21 protein-coding genes are annotated in these 19,471 nt (G+C 69.6%); 6 read left to right on the forward strand and 15 right to left on the reverse strand.

Annotated features, from left to right (window positions below):
* Window positions 1–22: 22 nt before the first annotated feature.
* Complete coding sequence (locus tag AC07Y4_RS16140) at window positions 23–1,294, reverse strand: multifunctional CCA addition/repair protein (protein ID WP_487848051.1); 1,272 nt, start codon at window positions 1,292–1,294, stop codon at window positions 23–25.
* Window positions 1,295–1,459: 165 nt separating this feature from the next.
* On the opposite strand from AC07Y4_RS16140, the gene AC07Y4_RS16145 reads away from it, so the two are divergent.
* Window positions 1,460–2,197 carry an OmpW/AlkL family protein gene (locus tag AC07Y4_RS16145; protein WP_062477953.1) on the forward strand — a complete coding sequence of 246 codons (738 nt, stop codon included), beginning with the start codon at window positions 1,460–1,462 and terminating at the stop codon, window positions 2,195–2,197.
* A 16-nt stretch (window positions 2,198–2,213) separates the two neighbouring features.
* Here AC07Y4_RS16145 and AC07Y4_RS16150 read toward each other — a convergent pair whose 3' ends face one another.
* From AC07Y4_RS16150 to AC07Y4_RS16160, 3 genes are all read right to left on the reverse strand, one after another.
* Window positions 2,214–2,900, reverse strand: a complete 687-nt coding sequence (locus tag AC07Y4_RS16150) for a glutathione S-transferase family protein (protein WP_487848052.1) — start codon at window positions 2,898–2,900, stop codon at window positions 2,214–2,216.
* A 109-nt stretch (window positions 2,901–3,009) separates the two neighbouring features.
* The gene (locus AC07Y4_RS16155) at window positions 3,010–3,567 is read right to left on the reverse strand and encodes an MgtC/SapB family protein (protein WP_487848053.1); all 558 of its coding nucleotides are present in this window, start codon (window positions 3,565–3,567) and stop codon (window positions 3,010–3,012) included.
* Window position 3,568: 1 nt separating this feature from the next.
* A complete protein-coding gene (locus AC07Y4_RS16160; protein WP_070060072.1) occupies window positions 3,569–5,599 on the reverse strand; it encodes a lytic transglycosylase domain-containing protein in 2,031 nt (676 codons plus the stop codon).
* A gap of 9 nt (window positions 5,600–5,608) precedes the next feature.
* On the opposite strand from AC07Y4_RS16160, the gene AC07Y4_RS16165 reads away from it, so the two are divergent.
* Window positions 5,609–6,226 (forward strand): 5-formyltetrahydrofolate cyclo-ligase, encoded by a 618-nt coding sequence (locus AC07Y4_RS16165; RefSeq protein ID WP_095743648.1) that lies wholly within the window; start codon window positions 5,609–5,611, stop codon window positions 6,224–6,226.
* A 6-nt stretch (window positions 6,227–6,232) separates the two neighbouring features.
* Here AC07Y4_RS16165 and AC07Y4_RS16170 read toward each other — a convergent pair whose 3' ends face one another.
* Window positions 6,233–7,216, reverse strand: a complete 984-nt coding sequence (locus AC07Y4_RS16170) for a LysR substrate-binding domain-containing protein (RefSeq protein ID WP_062477933.1) — start codon at window positions 7,214–7,216, stop codon at window positions 6,233–6,235.
* A 175-nt stretch (window positions 7,217–7,391) separates the two neighbouring features.
* On the opposite strand from AC07Y4_RS16170, the gene AC07Y4_RS16175 reads away from it, so the two are divergent.
* Window positions 7,392–7,709, forward strand: a complete 318-nt coding sequence (locus AC07Y4_RS16175) for a DUF2917 domain-containing protein (RefSeq protein ID WP_062477930.1) — start codon at window positions 7,392–7,394, stop codon at window positions 7,707–7,709.
* Window positions 7,710–7,802: 93 nt separating this feature from the next.
* Here AC07Y4_RS16175 and AC07Y4_RS16180 read toward each other — a convergent pair whose 3' ends face one another.
* The gene (locus tag AC07Y4_RS16180) at window positions 7,803–8,219 is read right to left on the reverse strand and encodes a BLUF domain-containing protein (RefSeq protein WP_070060073.1); all 417 of its coding nucleotides are present in this window, start codon (window positions 8,217–8,219) and stop codon (window positions 7,803–7,805) included.
* A 93-nt stretch (window positions 8,220–8,312) separates the two neighbouring features.
* On the opposite strand from AC07Y4_RS16180, the gene AC07Y4_RS16185 reads away from it, so the two are divergent.
* Entirely contained in the window at window positions 8,313–9,083 is a 771-nt protein-coding gene (locus AC07Y4_RS16185; RefSeq protein WP_174254419.1) for a Crp/Fnr family transcriptional regulator, read from the forward strand.
* 12 nt (window positions 9,084–9,095) lie between these two features.
* Here the strand turns inward: AC07Y4_RS16185 and AC07Y4_RS16190 are convergent, their stop codons facing one another.
* Entirely contained in the window at window positions 9,096–9,944 is an 849-nt protein-coding gene (locus AC07Y4_RS16190) for a DUF6279 family lipoprotein (protein ID WP_487863387.1), read from the reverse strand.
* A gap of 49 nt (window positions 9,945–9,993) precedes the next feature.
* On the opposite strand from AC07Y4_RS16190, the gene glmU reads away from it, so the two are divergent.
* Window positions 9,994–11,424: a bifunctional UDP-N-acetylglucosamine diphosphorylase/glucosamine-1-phosphate N-acetyltransferase GlmU gene (gene glmU / locus AC07Y4_RS16195; protein WP_487848055.1), complete on the forward strand. Its 1,431-nt coding sequence runs from the start codon at window positions 9,994–9,996 to the stop codon at window positions 11,422–11,424.
* A gap of 46 nt (window positions 11,425–11,470) precedes the next feature.
* Here glmU and AC07Y4_RS16200 read toward each other — a convergent pair whose 3' ends face one another.
* Entirely contained in the window at window positions 11,471–11,806 is a 336-nt protein-coding gene (locus tag AC07Y4_RS16200; protein WP_062477921.1) for a hypothetical protein, read from the reverse strand.
* A 172-nt stretch (window positions 11,807–11,978) separates the two neighbouring features.
* Between AC07Y4_RS16200 and AC07Y4_RS16205 the strand changes: the two genes are divergently transcribed.
* Window positions 11,979–13,493 carry an aminotransferase-like domain-containing protein gene (locus AC07Y4_RS16205; protein WP_495274826.1) on the forward strand — a complete coding sequence of 505 codons (1,515 nt, stop codon included), beginning with the start codon at window positions 11,979–11,981 and terminating at the stop codon, window positions 13,491–13,493.
* Here the strand turns inward: AC07Y4_RS16205 and AC07Y4_RS16210 are convergent.
* The 7 genes from AC07Y4_RS16210 to AC07Y4_RS16240 all read right to left on the reverse strand — a co-directional run bounded on the left by AC07Y4_RS16210 (window position 13,466) and on the right by AC07Y4_RS16240 (window position 19,222).
* Window positions 13,466–14,392: an ROK family protein gene (locus AC07Y4_RS16210; RefSeq protein WP_070060077.1), complete on the reverse strand. Its 927-nt coding sequence runs from the start codon at window positions 14,390–14,392 to the stop codon at window positions 13,466–13,468. The two genes, AC07Y4_RS16205 and AC07Y4_RS16210, sit on opposite strands and share 28 nt — an antisense overlap.
* 40 nt (window positions 14,393–14,432) lie before the next feature.
* Entirely contained in the window at window positions 14,433–14,627 is a 195-nt protein-coding gene (locus tag AC07Y4_RS16215; RefSeq protein ID WP_056575522.1) for a DUF2905 domain-containing protein, read from the reverse strand.
* Window positions 14,628–14,636: 9 nt separating this feature from the next.
* Window positions 14,637–15,413, reverse strand: a complete 777-nt coding sequence (gene hisN, locus AC07Y4_RS16220; RefSeq protein ID WP_487848057.1) for a histidinol-phosphatase — start codon at window positions 15,411–15,413, stop codon at window positions 14,637–14,639.
* A gap of 99 nt (window positions 15,414–15,512) precedes the next feature.
* A complete protein-coding gene (locus AC07Y4_RS16225) occupies window positions 15,513–16,382 on the reverse strand; it encodes an ABC transporter permease (RefSeq protein ID WP_095743641.1) in 870 nt (289 codons plus the stop codon).
* Window positions 16,379–17,278, reverse strand: coding sequence for an ABC transporter ATP-binding protein (locus AC07Y4_RS16230; RefSeq protein ID WP_487848058.1), 900 nt, complete (start codon window positions 17,276–17,278; stop codon window positions 16,379–16,381). The genes AC07Y4_RS16225 and AC07Y4_RS16230 overlap by 4 nt, the downstream gene beginning before the upstream one ends.
* 4 nt (window positions 17,279–17,282) lie before the next feature.
* Window positions 17,283–18,293, reverse strand: a complete 1,011-nt coding sequence (locus AC07Y4_RS16235; RefSeq protein WP_070060080.1) for an ABC transporter substrate-binding protein — start codon at window positions 18,291–18,293, stop codon at window positions 17,283–17,285.
* A gap of 32 nt (window positions 18,294–18,325) precedes the next feature.
* Window positions 18,326–19,222: a TauD/TfdA dioxygenase family protein gene (locus AC07Y4_RS16240; RefSeq protein WP_487848059.1), complete on the reverse strand. Its 897-nt coding sequence runs from the start codon at window positions 19,220–19,222 to the stop codon at window positions 18,326–18,328.
* Between the last annotated feature and the right edge of the window lie 249 nt (window positions 19,223–19,471).

Consider the following 19,471-nt stretch of genomic DNA (forward strand, 5'->3'; position numbering starts at 1 on the left):
GGCGTGCGCCGATGGCGGGGATTCAGTCGGCCGTGGCCGGCAAGGACGCCTTCACCGCCGCGATGCGCGCACGGTGGATCGCCTCGCCGATGCGCGGCCCCGTGGCGCCGGCCTGCTGCGCCTCGCGCGCCACCACGTCGGTGGCCACGGCCTGGGCCACCGCGAGCACCGCGAGCAGGCGTGGGCGCTGCGGGTAGGCGGTGTCCTCGAAGCCGAGCCGGCCGCGCGCGTCGCATTCGCAGGCCAGCAGCGCCTCGGCGAAGCGCGCCGGCTTGCGGAAGGCGTCGCAGCGCTCCAGCAGGCGCACCAGCGGCGTTGCGTCGAGCGCGCCGCTGCGGTGGATGTTGCCGTGCTCGCGCGCCACCACCTCGGCCAGCTCGCGCAGCTCCACCGGCACGCGCCAGCGTTCGCACACGGCCTGCAGCAGGTCGACGCTGCGCAGCTCGTGGTTGATGTGGCGCGGCAGCATGTCGGCGGGCGTGGTGCCCTTGCCGAGGTCGTGCATCAGGCAGGCGAAGCGCACGGGCAGCGTGGCGCCCAGCCGCGCGCTGGTGTCGAGCACCATCATCAGGTGCACGCCGGTGTCGATCTCGGGATGGTGCTGCGCCGGCTGCGGCACGCCCCACAGCCGGTCGACCTCGGGCAGCAGCACGGCAAGCGCGCCGCAGTCACGCAGCACCTCGAACATGCGCGAGGGCCGCGTTTCCATCAGGCCGCGCGCGAGCTCCTGCCACACGCGCTCGGGCACCAGCGCATCGACCTCGCCGGCCACGACCATCTCGCGCATGAGCGCCATGGTTTCGGGCGCGACGGTGAAGTCGTCGAAGCGCGCGGCAAAGCGCGCCACGCGCAGGATGCGCACCGGGTCTTCGCGGAAGGCGTCGGTGACGTGGCGCAGCACCTTGTCGCGCAGGTCGCGCTGGCCGTGGAAGGGGTCGGCCAGGGTCTCGGGGCGCGCCTCGAAGCTGCCGTCGGCGCCCACGTGCTCGGCGGGCAGCGCGATGGCGTTGACGGTCAGGTCGCGCCGGGCCAGGTCCTGCTCCAGCGTGACGTCGGGCGCCGCATGCACGACGAAGCCGCGGTAGCCCGGCGCGCTCTTGCGCTCGGTGCGGGCCAGCGCGTATTCCTCGCGCGTGCGCGGATGCAAAAACACGGGGAAGTCGCGCCCCACGGGCAGGTAGCCGCGCGCCACCATGGCCTCGGGCGTGGCGCCCACCACCAGCCAGTCATGGTCGGACACGGGGCGGCCCAGCAGCCGGTCGCGCAGTGCACCGCCGACGAGAAAAATGTTCATGAGTGCAGTGTAGGGATACTCTCCCTGCACAAAAAGAACGGTCGTTCGATAATCGCCGAGCGATGCGAACGACCGTTCGTAAATTCGTGTCGCGCGAAGCACCGGTCGCTGGCCGGTGCCCCCGTGCGCGGGGCTGTTTTCAACACCCAAGGAGCATTCACAGCTATGAAGAAACTCACAACAACAGCATCGTTGGCATTGGCGGCACTCGGGGTCCTGGCATCGGGCAGCGCCCTGGCGCAGAACGCGGGCGACTGGGTCGTCGGCACCGGCTGGTTCCACCTGTCGCCGCAGGATTCGAGCAAGCCGCTGACCGTGACCTCGCCCGTGCACAGCGTGCTCGCCGGCTCGGGCGCCAGCGTCACCAACTCGGACACGCTGGGCCTGAACGTCGCGTACTTCATCGACCCCCACTGGGCCGTCGAGGGCGTGCTCGGCGTGCCGCCCAAGTTCAAGCTCAACGGCAGCGGCACGCTGGCGCGCGTGGGCGAACTCGGCCAGGCCCGCCAGTGGAGCCCGACCGTGCTGGCCAAGTACTACTTCAACGAAGGCAACGACGCCTTCCGTCCGTTCGTGGGCCTGGGCGCCACCTACGTCTGGTACAGCGACGTGAAGCTCACGTCGAACCTGCAGGGCGCGCTGGCCAGCCAGTTCCACGTGCGTCCGTCTTCGGTGAACACCACCGCCAAGCTCGACAGCTCGTTCGCGCCCGTGCTCAACGCCGGCGTGGCCTACCAGTTCGACAAGCACTGGGGCGTGTCGTTCTCGGTGTCCTACATCCCGCTGAAGACCAAGGCCAAGCTCACCACCACCAGCATCACCGGCCTGCCGGTGGCGCGCAGCGAGGCGAGCCTGAAGCTGAACCCGATCGTCACCTACCTGGCGGCGACGTACCGGTTCTGATGACGTCCGGCGAGCCTCAGTCGCGCGAGGTGCGATAGGGCTCGTCGAAGGCCACAAAGGTCTTCTCAGCCAGGGCGCCGTCGATCCACGCGGCGACGCCCGGCAGGGCCGCCACGCGCGCGATGTACGCGTCGATGGCCGGCGGCACCGGCAGGCCGTAGCCGCGGATGCGCATGCCCACCGGCGCGAAGAAGGCGTCGGCGATGGTGAAGGCGCCGAACAGCATCGGGCCGCCGTGGCGGTCGAGCAGCTCGGTCCACATCTGCACGATGCGGTCGAGGTCTTCCTGCACGCCGGGCTGCTCGGCCAGGAGCCGCGCCCCCACCTCGGGCAGTGAGGCCTCGATGTTCATCGGGCAGTTGCCGCGCAGGTGGGTGAAACCCGAGTGCATTTCGGCGCAAATGCTGCGCGCGCGGGCCCGCTCGGCCATGCCCTGGGGCCACAGCTGCTTCTCGGGGAAGCGCTCGGCCAGGTACTCGGCGATGGCCAGCGTGTCCCAGACGGCCAGGTCGCCGTCGACCAGCACCGGCACCTTGGCCACCGGGTTGATGGCGCCGATCACGTGCTTGAACTGCGAGGTGGCGTCGAACGAATCGAAGCGCACCATCACCTCCTCGAAGGGAATGCCGGCCTGCGTCATGAGCACCCAGGGGCGCATGGACCACGACGAGTAATTCTTGTTGCCGATGTAGAGCTTGGACATCTATCTGGGTCTCCGGGTCAGTGCGGGAATGCGGGGCAAAGCCGTCGATGCTAGCCGGGCGGCGCGCTGCGATTGATGACGAAGGCGGCGCGAATTGATGCGGACCGCTTCAGCGTTCGCCGTCCTGGCGGGATTCCGGTGGGACGATCACGCGCGGGCCGGAGGCGTCTGCGGATGGTTTCACGACGCGCTCGATCAGGCCCACGAGGCGCGGCACCAGCGACAGCACCGCGAGCGCCAGCAGCGCGCTGAACACGGCCGTGACCTCGCGGCCGAGCCCGCAGGCCATGCCGATGGCGGCGGTCATCCACAGCCCGGCGGCGGTGGTGAGGCCCTGCACGTGGGATTCGTCCCTGCCCTGCTTGAGGATGGTGCCGGCGCACAGGAAGCCGACGCCGGCCACCAGCCCCTGGATCACGCGGCTCATGTCGGCCGGCACGATGCCGGTCTGCTGCGGGATCAGCACGAAGAGCGCCGAGCCGATGGCCACCAGCATGTGCGTGCGCACGCCGGCCGCCTTGCCCTGCTGCTCGCGCTCGAAGCCTAAGAAGAAGCCCAGCACTGCCGCGAGCAGCAGCCGCACCGAGATGCGCGTGAACTGCGCGACGTCGCCCACGTCCGAGAATTCGGACGCGACGGTGTCGAGCACCTCGTCGCGCCAGCTCATGTCAGGGCAGGTCCTTGTTGGGCTCGGGCTCGTTGGCGTTGCGCGGGCCCACGCGGCCCAGGCGCTCCTTCAGCGACTGCGGCTTGCCGCTGATGATGGCGGCGTAGTTGGTCGTGTTGGCCAGCACCTTCTTCACGTAGTCGCGCGTCTCGTTGAAGGGCACGTTCTCGGCCCAGATGGCCGCGTCGATCACCGGGCCGTTGCGCCAGTTGCGCGGGCGGCCCGGGCCGGCGTTGTAGGCCGCGGCGGCCAGTGCCATCGAACCGTCGAAGTCGTCGAGCGCGAGCTTCAGGTAGTTGGTGCCGATGGTGATGTTGGTCTCGCGGTCGTTGATCTGGCCGGGCGTGAAGTCGGTCAGGCCGATCTTGCGGGCGGTCCAACGCGCCGTGGCGGGCATGACCTGCATCAGGCCCGAGGCGCCGACGCCCGAGCGCGCGTCCATGATGAAGCGGCTTTCCTGGCGGATCAGGCCGTAGACGTAGGCCGGGTCCAGGCCGATGTCCTGGCTCTTGCGCAGCACCGTGTCGTGGAAGGGCATGGGGAAGCGCTGCTCGACGTCGATCACGCCCTTGGTGCGCTCGCTGGTGTTGATGCAGCGGTCCCACACCTCACGCTGGCAGGCCAGGTCGGCGGCGGCCAGCAGGGCGCGGTCGTCCATGCCGCCCTTGTCGTGCAGGTTGGTGGCGTAGTTCCACTCGCGCGTGCCTTCGGAGCGCAGGCCCATGCCGATGGCCTGCAGGCCGCGCTGCAAGCCGGGGTTGGTGCGCGCGGCGTTCTTTTCTTCGGGCGTGAGCGGCGCAGGCCGCGTGGCCGCCACGACACGCTGGCCCAGCTCTTCGAGCGCCAGCATTTCATAGAAACCGCGCGTACCGGCGATGCTGGTGTACAGCTCGCGGGCCTGGGCGCGGCGCTCGTCGCCGCCGGCGCTGCTCAGCGCACGGGCCTTCCAGTAGACCCAGGTCGGGTCCTGCTGGGCGGCGTCGCTCATGGCGTTGATGGCGGGTGCGACGTCCTTCCACTGGCTGGCGCGCAGGGCGGCGCGCACACGCCAGCCGAGCATGTCGTCGGACAGGTCGCTGTTCTTCGTGACGTTGCCGAAGTAGCTCACGGCCATCGGCGAGAGCTTGTTCGCGGCCGCGCGGCCGATGGTGCCCCAGACCCAGTTGCGCTCTTCGGCGGAGAGCATCGGGCCCCACTTGCCGTCGAGCTGCGCGGCGCCCTGGTCGGGGTCGGCCACCGCGATCTTGATGAGCGCGAGCACCACCAGTTCCTTGCGCGACTTGGCGGCGACGAAGGCGCGGCCGGTGAGGAACTTGGCGGCGCTGGCGTTGACCTCTTCGAACAGCGGCAGCGCATCGGGCGCGGCGATGGTGACGGCGCCGCGCGCGGCGGCGGGCCGGTTGGCCTCGATGGCCAGGCGCGCCTTCTTCCAGGCGTCGTTGGTGGTCATCAGGCGGGCCGCGACCATGCGGTCGGCGGCGGTGAGGCAACCGTCGTCGCTGTCTTTCTGCGCGAACCAGTTGCGGCGCACCTCGTCGGCCTGCGCCTGCGTGGCCGTGCCGGTGCGCAGCGTGTCGACCAGCACCGCGTAGCAGCGCACCTGGGCGTCGTCGCCCATGCGGAAGCCGGCGATGTTGGCGGCGAAGCCGTCCCAGTCGCGGCGCTGGCCGAGCAGCAGCAGCCAGTCGTTGCGCAGGCGGTCTTCCTGGTAGGTGTTGGGGTAGCGCGCGTAGAAGTCCTGCACCTCGTTCGGCGCGGCTTCCTGCAGACGGGCCTTGAGCTCCCAGTAGGCGGCCCAGGGTTCGAGTGCATGGCCACGGGCCTGCGGCAGCAGGGCCGTGAGACGGGCCTTGTCGCCGCGCTGGAAGGCCTGCTTCATCTGGACCAGCACGTCGTCGTTGGTGTTGTTCTGCGCGGCGGCGGGCTGTTGCGACAGCAGCGCGGCGAGTGCGAGAACGGCGGAAAAAACCAGGGCGGGCGCGCCGCGACGCTGACGAGCGCGCGCGGATGCCAAAATGCTTGGGAACTGCATCGGGGGATTATGGACAAGTCAAAGGATGCCGACACCTCGGCCACGGCGAGTTTTCTGAAGGGTCAACTGCGAAAGGCACTCATCGAGCAGCGTCTGGCGCTGCCCGACCGCCTCGCGCGGGCCGACCTGTTGCAGCGGGTGATGCGGATCTGGCTGGTCGGCCGGCCCGACACCGTGATCGGCGCCTACTGGCCGATCAAGGGCGAGTTCGACCCGCTGCCCGCACTGCATCGCTGGAAGGAAGACGGCGAACTGATGGAAGAAACGCAGCGCCGCCGCATCGGACTGCCGGTGATCGACAAAGTTCACAAGACGCTCACCTTCCATGCCTGGTACCCGGGCTGCCAGATGGAAGAAGACGCCTACGGCATTCCCAAGCCCAAAGACACCGAGCTGATCGTGCCAACCCTGCTGTTCGTGCCTTGCGTGGGCTACAGCGCGGGTGGCTACCGGCTGGGCTACGGCGGCGGCTTCTACGACCGCACGTTGGCGGCGCTCGAGCCCCGGCCGTTCACGGTGGGGCTGGGCTTCACGAACGGTTTCCTCGAAGACTTCGAACCCGAGGCGCACGACCTGCCCCTCGATGCCATCCTCAACGACAACGGCGTGGTCTGGCCGACCTCCTGAGCCGGCTCAGTCGAGGTTGTCCACCGTGTCGGGGTCGGGCACCTCACCGATGGTCTGGCGCGTGGTCACGGCCTGCGCCTCCAGCCAGTCGGAAAAGGCCTTGATCTCGGGCCGCAGCGCATTGCGCGGCCCCGAGATGAGCCAGTAGGCCATCGGTGAATCCAGCCGGTGCTGCGGCAGCACCTCGATCAGGTCGCCGTTGGCCAGGCTTTCGGCAATGAGCGAACTGCGCGCCAGCACCAGGCCCTGGCCCGTGAGCGCGGCCTGCACCATCTGGTACGCATAGTTGAAATAGAGCCAGCGCTTGGGCTGCGCGCGCTCCAGCCCATTGACCTCGAACCAGCGCCGCCACGTGAGCCATTCCAGGTGCGTGCGGTGCGCGTCGCCCGCCTCGATGAGCGTGAAGCGGGCGATGTCGGCCGGCGTCTTGATCGGCGGGTTGCTCTTGATGAGCCACGGGCTCGCCACCGGCGTCAGCGTTTCGCCGAACAACCGCACGGCGCCGGGCGGCATGCCTTCGGGCGGGCCGTAGCGCAGCGCGATGTCCACGTCGGCCACGTCAAGGTCGACCGCGATGTCGCTGGCGTCGATGCGGATGTCGATCTCGGGGTTGTCGCGCTGGAAGGCCTCCAGCCGCGGAATCAGCCACATCGAGGCGAACGAGGCAAACGTGGTGAGCGCCACGCTCTTGCGCCCCGCGCTCTGGCGGATCTGCCGCACCGCCATGTCGATGCGCGGCAGCGCCTGCTGCACCGACAGCAGCAGCTGTGCCCCGGCGCTGGTCAACTCGACCGCCCGCGTGTGGCGCAGGAACAGCGACACGCCCACTTCTTCCTCGAGCGACTGGATCTGCCGGCTCACGGCCGACTGGGTGAGCGCCATTTCCTCGGCCGCGGCGCGGAAATTGAGGTGCCGCGCGACCGCCTCGAAGGCCCGCAGGTGCCCTGCCGAGATGGGCCGGGAGCGCAGGTGGGTTTGCGAATGTTGCATGGGTATGACTTTGGTGTGCGTTCCCGGCGCCCAGTTGATTGATGCGGGAATCGCATCAGTAGGCTACCTCGTTTTCATTGGACCTCCAAGGCCGCAAAAACGATCATTCATTCCCGAACTGCGCCAACCTCTCTGTCTGTCAAAGGCGCTTCGGATCAGCCAAGGAGTCCTCATCATGTCCACCGCCGTCTGCACCAACGAATCGCTCGCTTCCCTGTCCCGTTCCACCCGCACCGCGGCCATTCCGCCGGCCGTGCGCCGTGGCGCCTGGCAGATTGCGCCCGGCGAGGCGATGAGCCTGAAGGCGCGGTCGGCGAGCGTGCTGCGCGTCAAGCAGGGCCGCGTGTGGGTCACGCCCGACGCCACCGCCCATGGCCCCAGCGAAGACATCGTGCTGGCCCCGGGCGAGTCGCTCACCGTGGCCGCCGGCCAGCGCATCGTCATGGAAGCCTGGGATGGCTACGGTGCCACCTACGTGTGGGACCCGGTCTGACCGACCGCCTGCACTCCCGGCTCTTCTGAACAAAGGCGGCTTCGGCCGCCTTTTTCTTTGCCCGTCGTTTTCAGTTTTCCGTCAGTCAGCCGGTCAGGTGCTGATGTCGAAGCTGGCACGCAGCGCCAGGAAGTGCGCCAGCGCCGCCTCGCCGCGCAGGGCCCGCAGGCCGGAGACCGGGTCGGGGCCCTCGCATTCGGCCAGGCCCATTGCAAACCCGCTGTAGCGCCGGGCGGCCAGCGGGCCGTCGTGGACCACCACGAGCGCCACGTGACGCGGATCGCGCTGCAGCCGCGCCATCAGCGCCTGCACCGCCTCGCGCGGCCCCTCGAAATGCTGGCAGAAGCACTGGCCGTCGAACACCAGCAGGCCGGAGATGCCGTCCTCGGCGTTGCGCGCGCGGGCCTGGGTGACGATCGCGCCCACGGTGGCGGGCGGCAGGTCGGGGGCGAGCAGGCTGCAATAGAGGAATTCGTACAGGAGTTCTGCAGAGGCTTGTTCTGGTGTCATGCGGTGCAAAAAGGGGACATCGTTTCGAGTCTAGGGGGCCATCCTGCGCCCCGAAATGTCAAAAGACATAGCCCCGCCAGCCTATAGTGCGGCGTGAAGTTCGAGGACTATCCCGTTGCCGCCTCCCCGCCGCAGGGTGCGAACCCCTGCGAACACTGCGCGCTGCGGCGCCTGGAGGCCTTCCTGCCGGTGACGGCGCAGCAGCTGGAGGCGATCCAGTCCTTTCGCACCGGCACCCGGCGCGTCGAGGCGGGCGGCACCATCGTCGACGAGCACCGCGCCAGCCCGCAGCTGTTCACGCTCTACGCAGGCTGGGCCTTCCGCTACAAGACCCTGAGCGACGGCCGGCGGCAGATCCTGGGTTTCCTGCTGCCCGGCGACTTCATCGGCCTGCAGGACGAGTTTGCCGACGGCCAGACCCACGGCGTCGAGGCCGTGACCGACGCCACGCTGTGCGCCTTCGCGCGCGAACGGCTGTGGGCGCTGTTCCAGACCCAGCCCCGGCTCGGCTACGACATCACCTGGCTGGCCGCGCGCGAGGAAAAGCTGGTGGACGACCACCTCGTCACCGCCGGGCGTCGCAACGCCGGCGAGCGCGTGGCCATGCTGCTCATGCACCTGTACCGGCGCGCCCAGCGCGTGGGCATGGTGCGCGACGGCTGGGTGGAGTTTCCGTTCAACCAGCAGCACATCGCCGACGCGCTGGGGCTGTCGCTGGTGCACACCAACAAGACGATGCGGCGGCTGCAGCGCCTGGGCCTGTACAAGCTCGACGGCGGCTGGCTGCGCATCCTGGAGCCGCATGCGCTCGAAACGCTGGGCGACTACTTCGAGCGCCCCCTGCGGCCGGTGCCGATGATCTGAGGGGCGGTCGCCTCAGCGCGCCGCCACCAGCTGCCGCAGGTCGCCCTGGTAGGCCTGCAGCCGCCGCACCGCCTGCTCGCGCTGCGTAGCGCTGGTGGTGTTGTGCAGCGCCGCCAGGTTGCGGCAGCCTTCCTGCAGCAGCGCCTGCTGCTGCTCGCGCCAGGGGCCGGGCGGCGGATCGGCGATGCGCTGGATGTAGGCATGCAGCGCGGCGCGGGCCTCGGCCGGCGAAGCGCGCGCGCCGCCGTTGCCGCCCAGGAAGCCGCGCAACAGCACCAGCGCCTCTTGCTGGCGCTGGCGCCGCTCCTCGTACGCCAGCTTCGGGCTGAACACCGACTGCGCCACCTGCTGGCGCAGCAGCGCGCGCTGCTCGGTCGTTAGGCGGCCGTAGAAGTCTTCCTGGCGCTCGAGGAACTGGTCGTAGCGCTTGTCCTGCACCTGCGCGGGGCTGCGGTCGAGCCAGTCCTTGCGGTAGTCGGCGTTGTTCTTGGCGTACTTGCGTTCGAGCTGCTGCAGCTGGGCCTCGCTCAGGCTCAGCACGAGTTCGGCGCTGGCGGCCTCGGCGCGCTCGGTGACGGCGAGCAGGCGCTCGCGGACGCGGTCGGCCAGCTGGCAGGCCTGGGCCGGCGTCACGTCGGCGCTCGCGAGGCCCTGGGCCTCCTGCAGCAGGCCGATGATGCGCGGCAGCTCGTTCTGGCGGTGCCAGGCCAGCAGCTGGGCGAGCTCGTCGCGCACCTTGGGGGTCTGGGCGCCGTCGAAGTCGAAGTAGCCGTCGAGCCACCAGTAGCTCAGCTCGGGCAGGTTGTTGTAGGCGAGCTTGACCGCGCTGCAAGCCCCCAGGGCAGCGGCCAGCAGCAGCACACCGATAATTCGGGCCAGTCCAGCACAACGAATCCGGGAAGAAAAGCGCATGAATCAGACTCCGCAGCAGAGCAACCAGGGACCGGTCGACGTCGTCATCATGGCGGCCGGCAAGGGCACGCGCATGAAGAGCAAGCTGCCCAAAGTGTTGCATCGTTTGGCCGGCCGCGCCTTGCTGGCCCATGTGACCGACACCGCCGCGCGCATCGGCGCGCGCCATGTCGTGGTCGTGACGGGCCACGGCGCCGAGCAGGTCGAGACCGCGATCAAGGCGATGGCCGTGAACGCCGCCGCCCTCGGCTTCGCACGCCAGGAGCCCCAATTGGGCACCGGCCACGCCGTGCAGCAGGCCACGCCGCAGCTGCCGGACGACGGCACCGTGGTGATCCTGTCGGGCGACGTGCCCCTGATCGCCGAAGACACGCTGCGCACCCTCATCGCTGCCAGCGGCGGCGAGCGGCTCGCGCTGCTGACCATCGAACTCGACGACCCCACGGGCTACGGCCGCATCATCCGCACCCGCGCCGGTGGCGAGGTGACGGCCATCGTCGAGCACAAGGACGCCACCGAGGCGCAGCGCGCCGTGCGCGAGATCAACAGCGGCGTGATGGCCGCGCCCGCGCGGCTGCTCAAGGGCTGGCTGGCGCGGCTGGACAACAAGAACACCCAGGGCGAGTACTACCTGACCGACATCGTGAAGTTCGCGGCCGACGACCGCGTGCCGGTGGTGGCGCACGTCACGACCGACGCGCTGCAGGTGGCCGGCATCAACAGCCCGGCCCAGCTCGCGGCGCTGGAGCGCGCCTGGCAGCTGCGCCAGGCCCACGCGCTGATGGAACAGGGCGTGCGCCTGGCCGACCCGGCGCGCTTCGATCTGCGCGGCACGCTGAGCTGCGGCGCCGACGTCGACATCGACGTCAACTGCGTGTTCGAAGGCACGGTGTCGCTGGGCGAAGGCGTGCGCATCGGCGCGAACTGCGTCATTGCCAACGTGCGCATCGAGGCCGGCGCGGTGATCCATCCCTTCACCCACATCGACGGCGAAAAGGCCGGCGTGACGGTGGGCGCGGGCGCGCTGGTCGGGCCGTTTGCGCGGCTGCGGCCTGGTGCCCAGCTGGGCGCCGAGGTGCACATCGGCAACTTCGTCGAGGTCAAGAACTCCACGCTGGCGGCCGGCGCCAAGGCCAACCACCTGGCCTACCTGGGCGACGCCACGGTGGGCGAGCGCGTGAACTACGGCGCGGGCAGCATCACGGCCAACTACGACGGCGCCAACAAGCACCGCACCGTGATCGAGGCCGACGTGCACGTGGGCAGCAACTGCGTGCTCGTGGCGCCCGTGACCATCGGCGCGGGCGGCACCATCGGCGGCGGCTCGACGGTGAACAAGTCGACCGAGCCCGGCGCGCTGACCGTGGCGCGGGGCAAGCAGGTCAGCTTCGCGAACTGGAAGCGGCCGCAGAAGTTGCCGAAGAACTGACGGCGGCTTCGGGTTCTGGTTCGGGGCAGGCGCCCTGCCCCGGACCTCACCACCCCGTCAGCAGGCGCACGAAGCGCATCACCGGCCGCGCCGCCACCGGCGCCGTGGCCCGGGCCGCGCGCTGGGGCGCATGCACCCGCAGGTGCACCGCCGTCACCGCCGACACCTCGATCCACCCGCCCTGCGGCACGCAGTGCATGTCGCCCTCGCCGAGCAGCGTCTCGGTCATGAACACCGTCTCGCCCAGCCAGCCCGGCGGCGACACCACGCGGGCGCGGCCCTCGGCCAGCTGAAGCCAGGCGCCCGCATCGACGGCGGTGCGCAGCGACTGGCCGGGTTCGAGGACGATGGAATCGGGGGCTTCGGACAGGGTGGTGATCATGGCGGACCTCGGGTGGATGTGGGCTTCATCGTAGGAATTCCGCCGCCCGAAAAACAGGCACACCCGACGGCTATTGCGACCGGAACAGCCGGGCCGCCACGCCATCTGTTATGGTCTTTTTCCCAGTCAACTGCATCTGTTTTCGGATGCCCGATGCGGGGAACATCGACCCATGGACTCGCTACCGCTCTACCGCCAGCTCGCGGCGCACTACGTCGACGCGATCCACGCCGGTTCGCTCAAGGCCGGCGACAAGCTCCCCTCGCTGCGCAGCCTGATGCGGCTGCACGACATCAGCCTCTCGACCGCGCTGCAGGTGTGCCGCGCCATGGAAAGCGAAGGCTGGGTCGAGGCACGCGACCGCTCGGGCTACTTCGTGCGCCGCCCGCAGCGCCTGGCCATCGCGGCCATGGAAGAGCCAGTGTCCGGCCTGCCGCCCGACCCGGCGCAGTTCGTCAACATGCGCACGCGCATGGCCAACTTCATGGCGCGCGGGCGCCTCAACGACGTGAAGCTCAACTTCGCGATCTCGCGCGCCGCGCCCGAGCTCTACCCGGCCGAGGCGCTGCGCAACGCGATGACGCGCGCGCTGCGCCAGCGCCCCGAGCTGCTGACCACGGCCTCTTCGCAAAAAGGCCACGAGCAGTTCCGCCAGGTGGTGGCCCAGCGCAACCTGCGCGTGGGCATGACGGTGGCGCCCGACGACGTGCTGGTGACCAACGGCTGCATCGAGGCGCTGAACCTCGCGCTGCGCGCCATCGCCAAGCCCGGTGACACCGTCGCGGTCGAATCGCCCACCTTCTACGGCCTGCTGCAGGTGCTCGAGAGCCTGGGCCTGCGCGGGCTGGAGATTCCCACCAGCCCGCAGACCGGCATTTCGCTGGAGGCGCTCGACCTGGCCATCCACACCTACGACGACATCAAGGCCGTGGTGGTGGTGCCGCACCTGCAGAACCCCATCGGCAGCGTGATGCCCGACGCCCACAAGCAGCGGCTGGTGCAGATGTGCGAGAACCACGGCATCGCGCTGGTCGAGGACGACACCTACAGCGACCTGGTGGAAACCGAAGTGCCGCCGCGCGCCATCAAGTCCTGGGACCGCACGGGCAACGTGGTGTATTGCGCCTCGCTGCACAAGGTGCTGGCGCCGGGACTGCGGCTGGGCTGGATCACGGCCGGGCGTTGGCATGCGCAGGTCGAGATGCTCAAGTACGCGCAGACGCGCAACAACGAGGCGCTGGCGCAGATCGCCGCGGGCGAGATCATTGCCAGCGGCGGCTACGACCGCCACCTGCGCCGGCTGCGCGAACGCCTGCACACGCAGCGCGACCAGACGGCCGACGCCATCGCCCGCTACTTCCCGGCCGGCACGCGGCTCAACCTGCCGCGCGGCGGCTTCCAGCTGTGGGTGGAGTTGCCTGATCGGCTGTCGTCGGTGGCGGTGTTCGAGGCGGCCCTGCACGAGCACATGCTGGTGGCGCCGGGCGCGCAGTTCTCGAACGCCTCGCGCTTCGACCACTACCTGCGCATCAACTGCGGCTGGCCGTTCAGCGAAGCGGTCGATGCGGGGCTGCGGCGGCTCGGACGGATCGTCGAGGAAGGCTGCGCGGCGCAGAAGCACCCGCCGGCGACGGGGGGGCGATCGTCGCGCGCCGCGGCTCAGTCGAGCAACGCCAGGGCCGCATAGTCGCCCACCTTGTCGCCGAGCCCGGCGGGCACCAGCAGCACGCCGCGCGTGAGTGGCGGCAGCTTGCCGTCGACCTGCGCCTGCAGCCGCGGCAGCACGAAGTCGCGGTGGTGCCAGAACACGCTGCCGCCCAGGCTGATGCGCTGCAGGTCGAGCGTGATGACCAGGTTGTAGAGCATGCGGCCGATCACGCGGCACAGCGCGTCGGCCTTCTCGAGTGCCGCGGCGTCACCGGCCGCGGCGGCCGTGAACAGATCGGCCGCGGGCTGGCCGAAGCGGTGCGCGATCGAATTGCCGCCGGCCAGCGCTTCCACGTCGCCCAGGTTGCCGCAGCCACACAGCGCGCCGCTGTCGTCGTCGACCACGAAGCTGTGGCCCGCGTGGCCCGCGTTGCCGTTCTTGCCGCGCAGCGCCTTGCCGTCGACGCACAGACCCACGCCCACGCCGGTGCTCCATGTGGCGTAGGCGCAGTTGTCGAGCCCCTTCAGCGCGCCCCAGTGGCGCTCGGCCTCGAGCGCGGCCACGGCGTCGTTCTCGACGCGCACGCGGGCGAAGCGGCGCGCCAGCGGCGCCTCGACGATGGCCGTCATCCAGTCGTTGGGCAGCCCGCGCGAGGGGCCGGCGATGCCGCCGCAGATGTTGGGCGTGGCCAGCTCGACCATGCCGTCGTGCAGCTCGAAGGGCCCGGTCGACGACACACCCACGCGGTCGATGCTGGCCGGGTCGACACCCTGCTCGGCGCAGACCTCGTCGATGAGCCGCAGGATCTGCACCGCCACGGCGTCGTTGCTGCCGGTCTTGGCGGTGGGCTCGCTGCGGCGGCCGATCAGCGGCGCGTCGCTCGAAGCGGAAAGGCTCACGGCGACCTTGGTGCCGCCGATGTCTACGCAGGCTCTCATTGCGGGGTTCTCTTCTTTCTCAGTCGTCGCCGCGCCGTGCTCAGAGCAGCCGCGCGACCAGCGCCGCGATCATGCTGAGCACCACCGTGCTCGCGATCGGCAGCTGCCAGTCGCGGCCGAAGGCGCGAAACTCGAAATCGCCGGGCAGCCGTCCGAAGCCGAAGCGGCGCAGCCAGGCGGTCAGGCCGCTCATGAGCACCAGCGCCAGGACGACGACGATCAGCCAGCGGAACATGCCGACAGTCTAGGCGGCCAGCACGGCCAGGGCTTGTCGGTGAAGTTCGGGTGTGGCTGCAGCGATCACGCGCTGGTCGGGATTCAGCCCCAGCGGCCGGCCCTCCCAGTCGGTGACGACGCCGCCGGCGGCCTCGATCAAACCCGCCGGGCCCAGGAAGTCGTAGGGCTGCAGCCCCGTCTCGACCACGAGGTCGATGGTGCCGCCGGCGAGTTGCGCGTAGCCGTAGCAGTCGCCGCCGAAACGGCGCATCGCGCACTGGCGGCTCAGGCGGTCGAAGGCACTCCAGTCGGCCGGCGAGAAGATGTCGGGCGAGGTGGTCACGATGCGGGCTTTGGCGATCTCGGTGCAGCCGCTCACGCGCACGGGCTGGCCGTCGCGCGTGGCGCCCTTGCCGGCCTCGCCGATCCATCGTTCTTTCAGCACCGGCATGTCGACCATGCCCAGCACCACGCGACCGCCCTGCAGCACGCCGATGAGCGTGCCCCACAGCGGCGAGCCGGTGATGAAGCTGCGCGTGCCGTCGATCGGGTCGAGCACCCAGATGCGGTCGGCGTCGAGCCGCTCGGGGCCATGCTCTTCGCCGAAGATGCCGTCGGCGGGCACGCGCGCGCCGAGGATCTCGCGCATCGCCGTCTCGGCGGCGCGGTCGGCCAGCGTGACCGGGCTTTCGTCGGCCTTGGTGATGATGTCCAGCGGCGTGCGGAAGTAGCGCATCGACTGGGCGGCGGCCGCATCGGCCAGCGCACCGGCGATCGCGGAAAGGTCGGGGGCGGAAGAGCTCATGGGAAGGAGAACGCGTGCCAAAAGCTGCGATTAGACCCGAGCCCGCAGCCCTTGCGCCATCGCCGGGGCATTCGTCCGCCCGGCCCCTTCACCCGCGGGCTAGCGCTGCTGGCCCCAGCGCCGCACGGTGAGCCGCTCCAGCGTGCGAAAGCCCAGGCTTTCCACCAGCAGGCCGATCAGCACCACCAGCGCCAGGCCCGCGAACACGCGGTCGGTGTACAGCTCGTTGCGGTTCTGGAAGATGTACCAGCCCAGCCCGCCCTTGCCCGACGAAGCGCCGAACACCAGCTCGGCCGCGATCAGCGTGCGCCACGCAAAGGCCCAGCCGATCTTCAGCCCCGACAGGATCGACGGCAGCGCGGCCGGCACCAGGATCTGCAGCACGTAGCGCAGCCCCTTCAGCCCGTAGTTGCGCCCCGCCATGCGCAGCGTCTCAGGCACGCCCTGGAAGCCCGCATAGGTGTTGAGCGCCAGCGGCCACAGCACCGAATGGATCAGCACGAACACCAGGCTGCCGCGCCCCAGCCCGAACCACAGCAGCGCCAGCGGCAGCAGCGCGATCGCGGGCAGCGGGTTGAACATCGAGGTCAGCGTGTCCAGCAGGTCGCGCCCGATGCGCGTGGACACGGCCAGCGTCGTGAGCCCGAAGGCCAGCAGCACGCCTGCGAGGTAGCCCTGCAGCAGCACGGCCAGCGAGATGCGCACCTTCTCGACCAGCTCGCCGCTGGCCAGCCCCTCGGCCAGCGCGCGGGCGGTGGCGGTGAAGGTGGGCAGCAGCAGGTCGTTGTCCTGCCAGCGCGCCGCCAGCTCCCACAGCACGGCGATGACGGCAAGGATCAGGCCCTTGCGCAGCCAGGTGTGCGAGGCCAGGCGCGTGGCCAGCGGCAGCGCGCGTTCGACCGGCAGTTCGGTGAAGGGCTCGAGCGTGCGTTCGTATTCGGGGCGGATGGGTGGCGTCAGGGTGCTCATGGGGTGCCCTGCTCTTCTTCGAACAGCATGTCGTGGATGCGCCGCGCGGTGGCCTGGAAGTCGGCGCCGCCCAGGCTGTCGAGCGAGTGACCGTGGCTGTTGAGTTCAGCGCGCATGCGCCCCGGGTGCGGCGACAGCAGCGCCACGCGGTTGCCGACCACCAGCGCCTCCTCGATCGAGTGCGTGACGAACAGCAGCGTGAAGCGCACCTCGTCCCACAGTTCGAGCAGCTCCTGCTGCATGCGGCGGCGCGTGAGCGCGTCGAGCGCGGCAAAGGGCTCGTCCATCAGCAACACGCGCGGCTGCATCGCCAGCGCCCGCGCGATCGCCACGCGCTGCTTCATGCCGCCCGAGAGCTGGTGCGGGTGCACATCGGCGAACTTCGAGAGGCCCACCTTGTCCAGGTAGTGCAGCGCGCGCTCGGCCGCTTCCTTGCGCCCCAGCGTGCGCGAGGCGAGCAGCGGGAACATCACGTTCTGCTTCACCGTCTTCCACGGCGGCAGCTGGTCGAACTCCTGGAACACGACGATGCGGTCGGGGCCCGGCTGCGTCACGCGCCGGCCGTCGAGCCGGATCTCGCCCTCAACCGGCGGGATGAACCCGGCCACGGCCTTGAGCAGCGTGGACTTGCCGCAGCCCGAGGGCCCGAGCAGCACGAAGCGGTCGGCGGCATGCACGTCGAAGCTCACGCGGTGCGTGGCGCGCACCACGCGCTCGGGCGTGCGGTACTCGAGGCTGACGCCGTCGACCTGCAGCAGCGCCTCGTGCACGTACGGCGGTGCCGCGTCGCCCGTGGCCACCACGCCGCGCCGCCGTGCCGGCCGCTGAGGCGCCACGCTGCCGCCGAGGAAGGCCGCGGCGGGCGGCCCCGCCAGGCGCTCGAGCCGGGACAGCATCGCGTCAGTTCCCCGAGGCCGTGTGCGCGTCGTCGAAGAAATAGTCCTTCACCGACGCCGGCTTGTTCTTGATCGCGCCCACGCGGTGCATGAACTCCGCGAACACGTAGGTGTTCTGCGGCGCGGTCTTGAACTGCACCTCGGGGTTCTTGATGATCTTGAGCAGCAGCTCGCGGTCGAGCTTGGCGTTGCTCACCTTGAGGTAGATGTCGGCCGCCTTCTCGGGGTTGGCCGTGACGAACTTCGCCGCCTCGTCGAGCGCATCGACGAACGCCTTGTAGGTCTTCGGGTTCTCGTTGCGGAATTTCTCGGTCGCGTACAGCACCGTGGCCGACGACGGCCCGCCCAGCACCTGGTACGAGTTCAGCACGATGCGCGCGTTCGGATTGCCCGCGAGCTCCTGCTCCTGGAACGGCGGGTTGCCGAAGTGCCCCGTGATCTCCGTGCCGCCCTTGATGATCGCCGCCGCCGCGTCGGGATGCGGCAGCGCCACGCTGATCTTGTCGAGCTTGTTGAACTCCTTGTCCCCCCACAGCTTGGCCGACGCGATCTGCAGCACCCGCGACTGCACCGACACGCCCACGGCGGGCAGCGCGATGCGGTCCTTGTCCGTGAAGTCGGCGATCGACTTCACGTTCGGGTTGTTGCTCACCAGGTAGTACGGGAAGTTGCCCAGCGAGGCCACGCCCTTCACGTTCTGCTTGCCCTTGGTGCGGTCCCACAGCGTGAGCAGCGGCCCCACGCCGGCGCCCGCGATCTCGATGTTGCCCGACAGCAGCGCGTCGTTCACCGCCGAGCCGCCCGAGAGCTTGACCCACTCCACCTTCGCATCGACCCCCGCGGCCTTCGCGTGCTTCTCGATCAGCTTCTGCTCCTGCGCCACGTTGAGCAGCAGGTAGACGATGCCGAACTGCTCGGCGATGCGGATCTGCCCTTCGGCGTGCGCGGCCAGGCTGCCGGCGAGAAGGCCAAGGCCGGTGACGAGCGCGGCGGCGCGGCGGGTGAAGCGGTTCATTGGAAAGTCCGGAAGAGAAGGAGAAGAGGAAATCAGAAAGGCGTGTCGCCCACGATGGTGGTGCGGTTGAGCCGGCGGCGCAGGTGGTCGGGCGTGCCTGCCGCGAGGTGCATCAGCGAGCGGTTGTCCCAGAACACCAGGTCGTGCGGCGCCCACGCGTGGCGGTACACGAACTCAGGCTTCACGCTGTGCGCGAACAGCTCGGCCAGCAGCGCATCGCTCTCGCCTTGCGGCAGGCCGACGATGCGCGTCGTGAAGTGCTCGCTGACGAACAGCGCCTTGCGCCCCGTCTCCGGGTGCGTGCGCACCACGGGTTGCACGGCGGGTGCGACCTGGTCGATCTGCGCTTGAGACAACTTGGGCCGCCACGGATTCTTCGCACGCAGTTCCTCGTACTTCGCGAGGTAGCTGTGCTCTGCCTTCAGCGGCAGGATGCGCTGCTGCAGCTCGACAGGCAGCGCCTCCCATGCCAGGTGCTGGTCGGCAAACAGCGTGTCGCCGCCTTCGCTCGGCAGCTCTTGCGCGTGCAGCAGCGAGCCCAGGCTGGGATGGGGCTTGTACGAAATGTCGGAGTGCCAGTACACGCCCGCGTCGCCGAGACCGATCGGCTCGCCGTTCTCCTTGATGTTCGAAACGATCAGGATCTCGGGGTGGTTCTTCAGCTGGAACTGGTGCAGCACGTGGATCTCGAGCGGCCCGAAGCGGCGGCTGAAGTCGATGTGCTGTGCGGGCGTGATGCGCTGGTCGCGAAAGACCAGCACGTGGTGGTCCAGGTGCGCGCGGTGGATGCGTTGGAAGTCCGCGGCGTTGATCGGCTCAGCGATGTCGAGCCCGACGATCTCCGCACCGACAGGCGCATCGAAAGGCCGCACCTCGAAGGGCTGCGCCGGAGCATCTGCAGTGGGAACGCGAGAAAGAACGGCAGTCATGCCGCGAATGTAGAAGCGTGCGCCTCGTTCCCCAACGAAGTCTTTGTTGCTTGCTTATGACCAACTCTTTCCGTTGAAAGCACAAGCACAAGGCGCCCAAAGCGCGCAGCGCCTTTGGCGCCGTGGTGGCCGAGCGCAGCGACGGCCCGCCCGGCCTCCAAGCCCCTCTGGCTGCGCCGAGGAGCGCAGCGTTTCGCGGATCAGGGCTCGCCCTTGTTTGAGCGAAGCGAGTTTGGGCGAGACCCCGCG

The organism is Variovorax sp. GW460-12-1-14-LB1 (genome assembly GCF_059423605.1).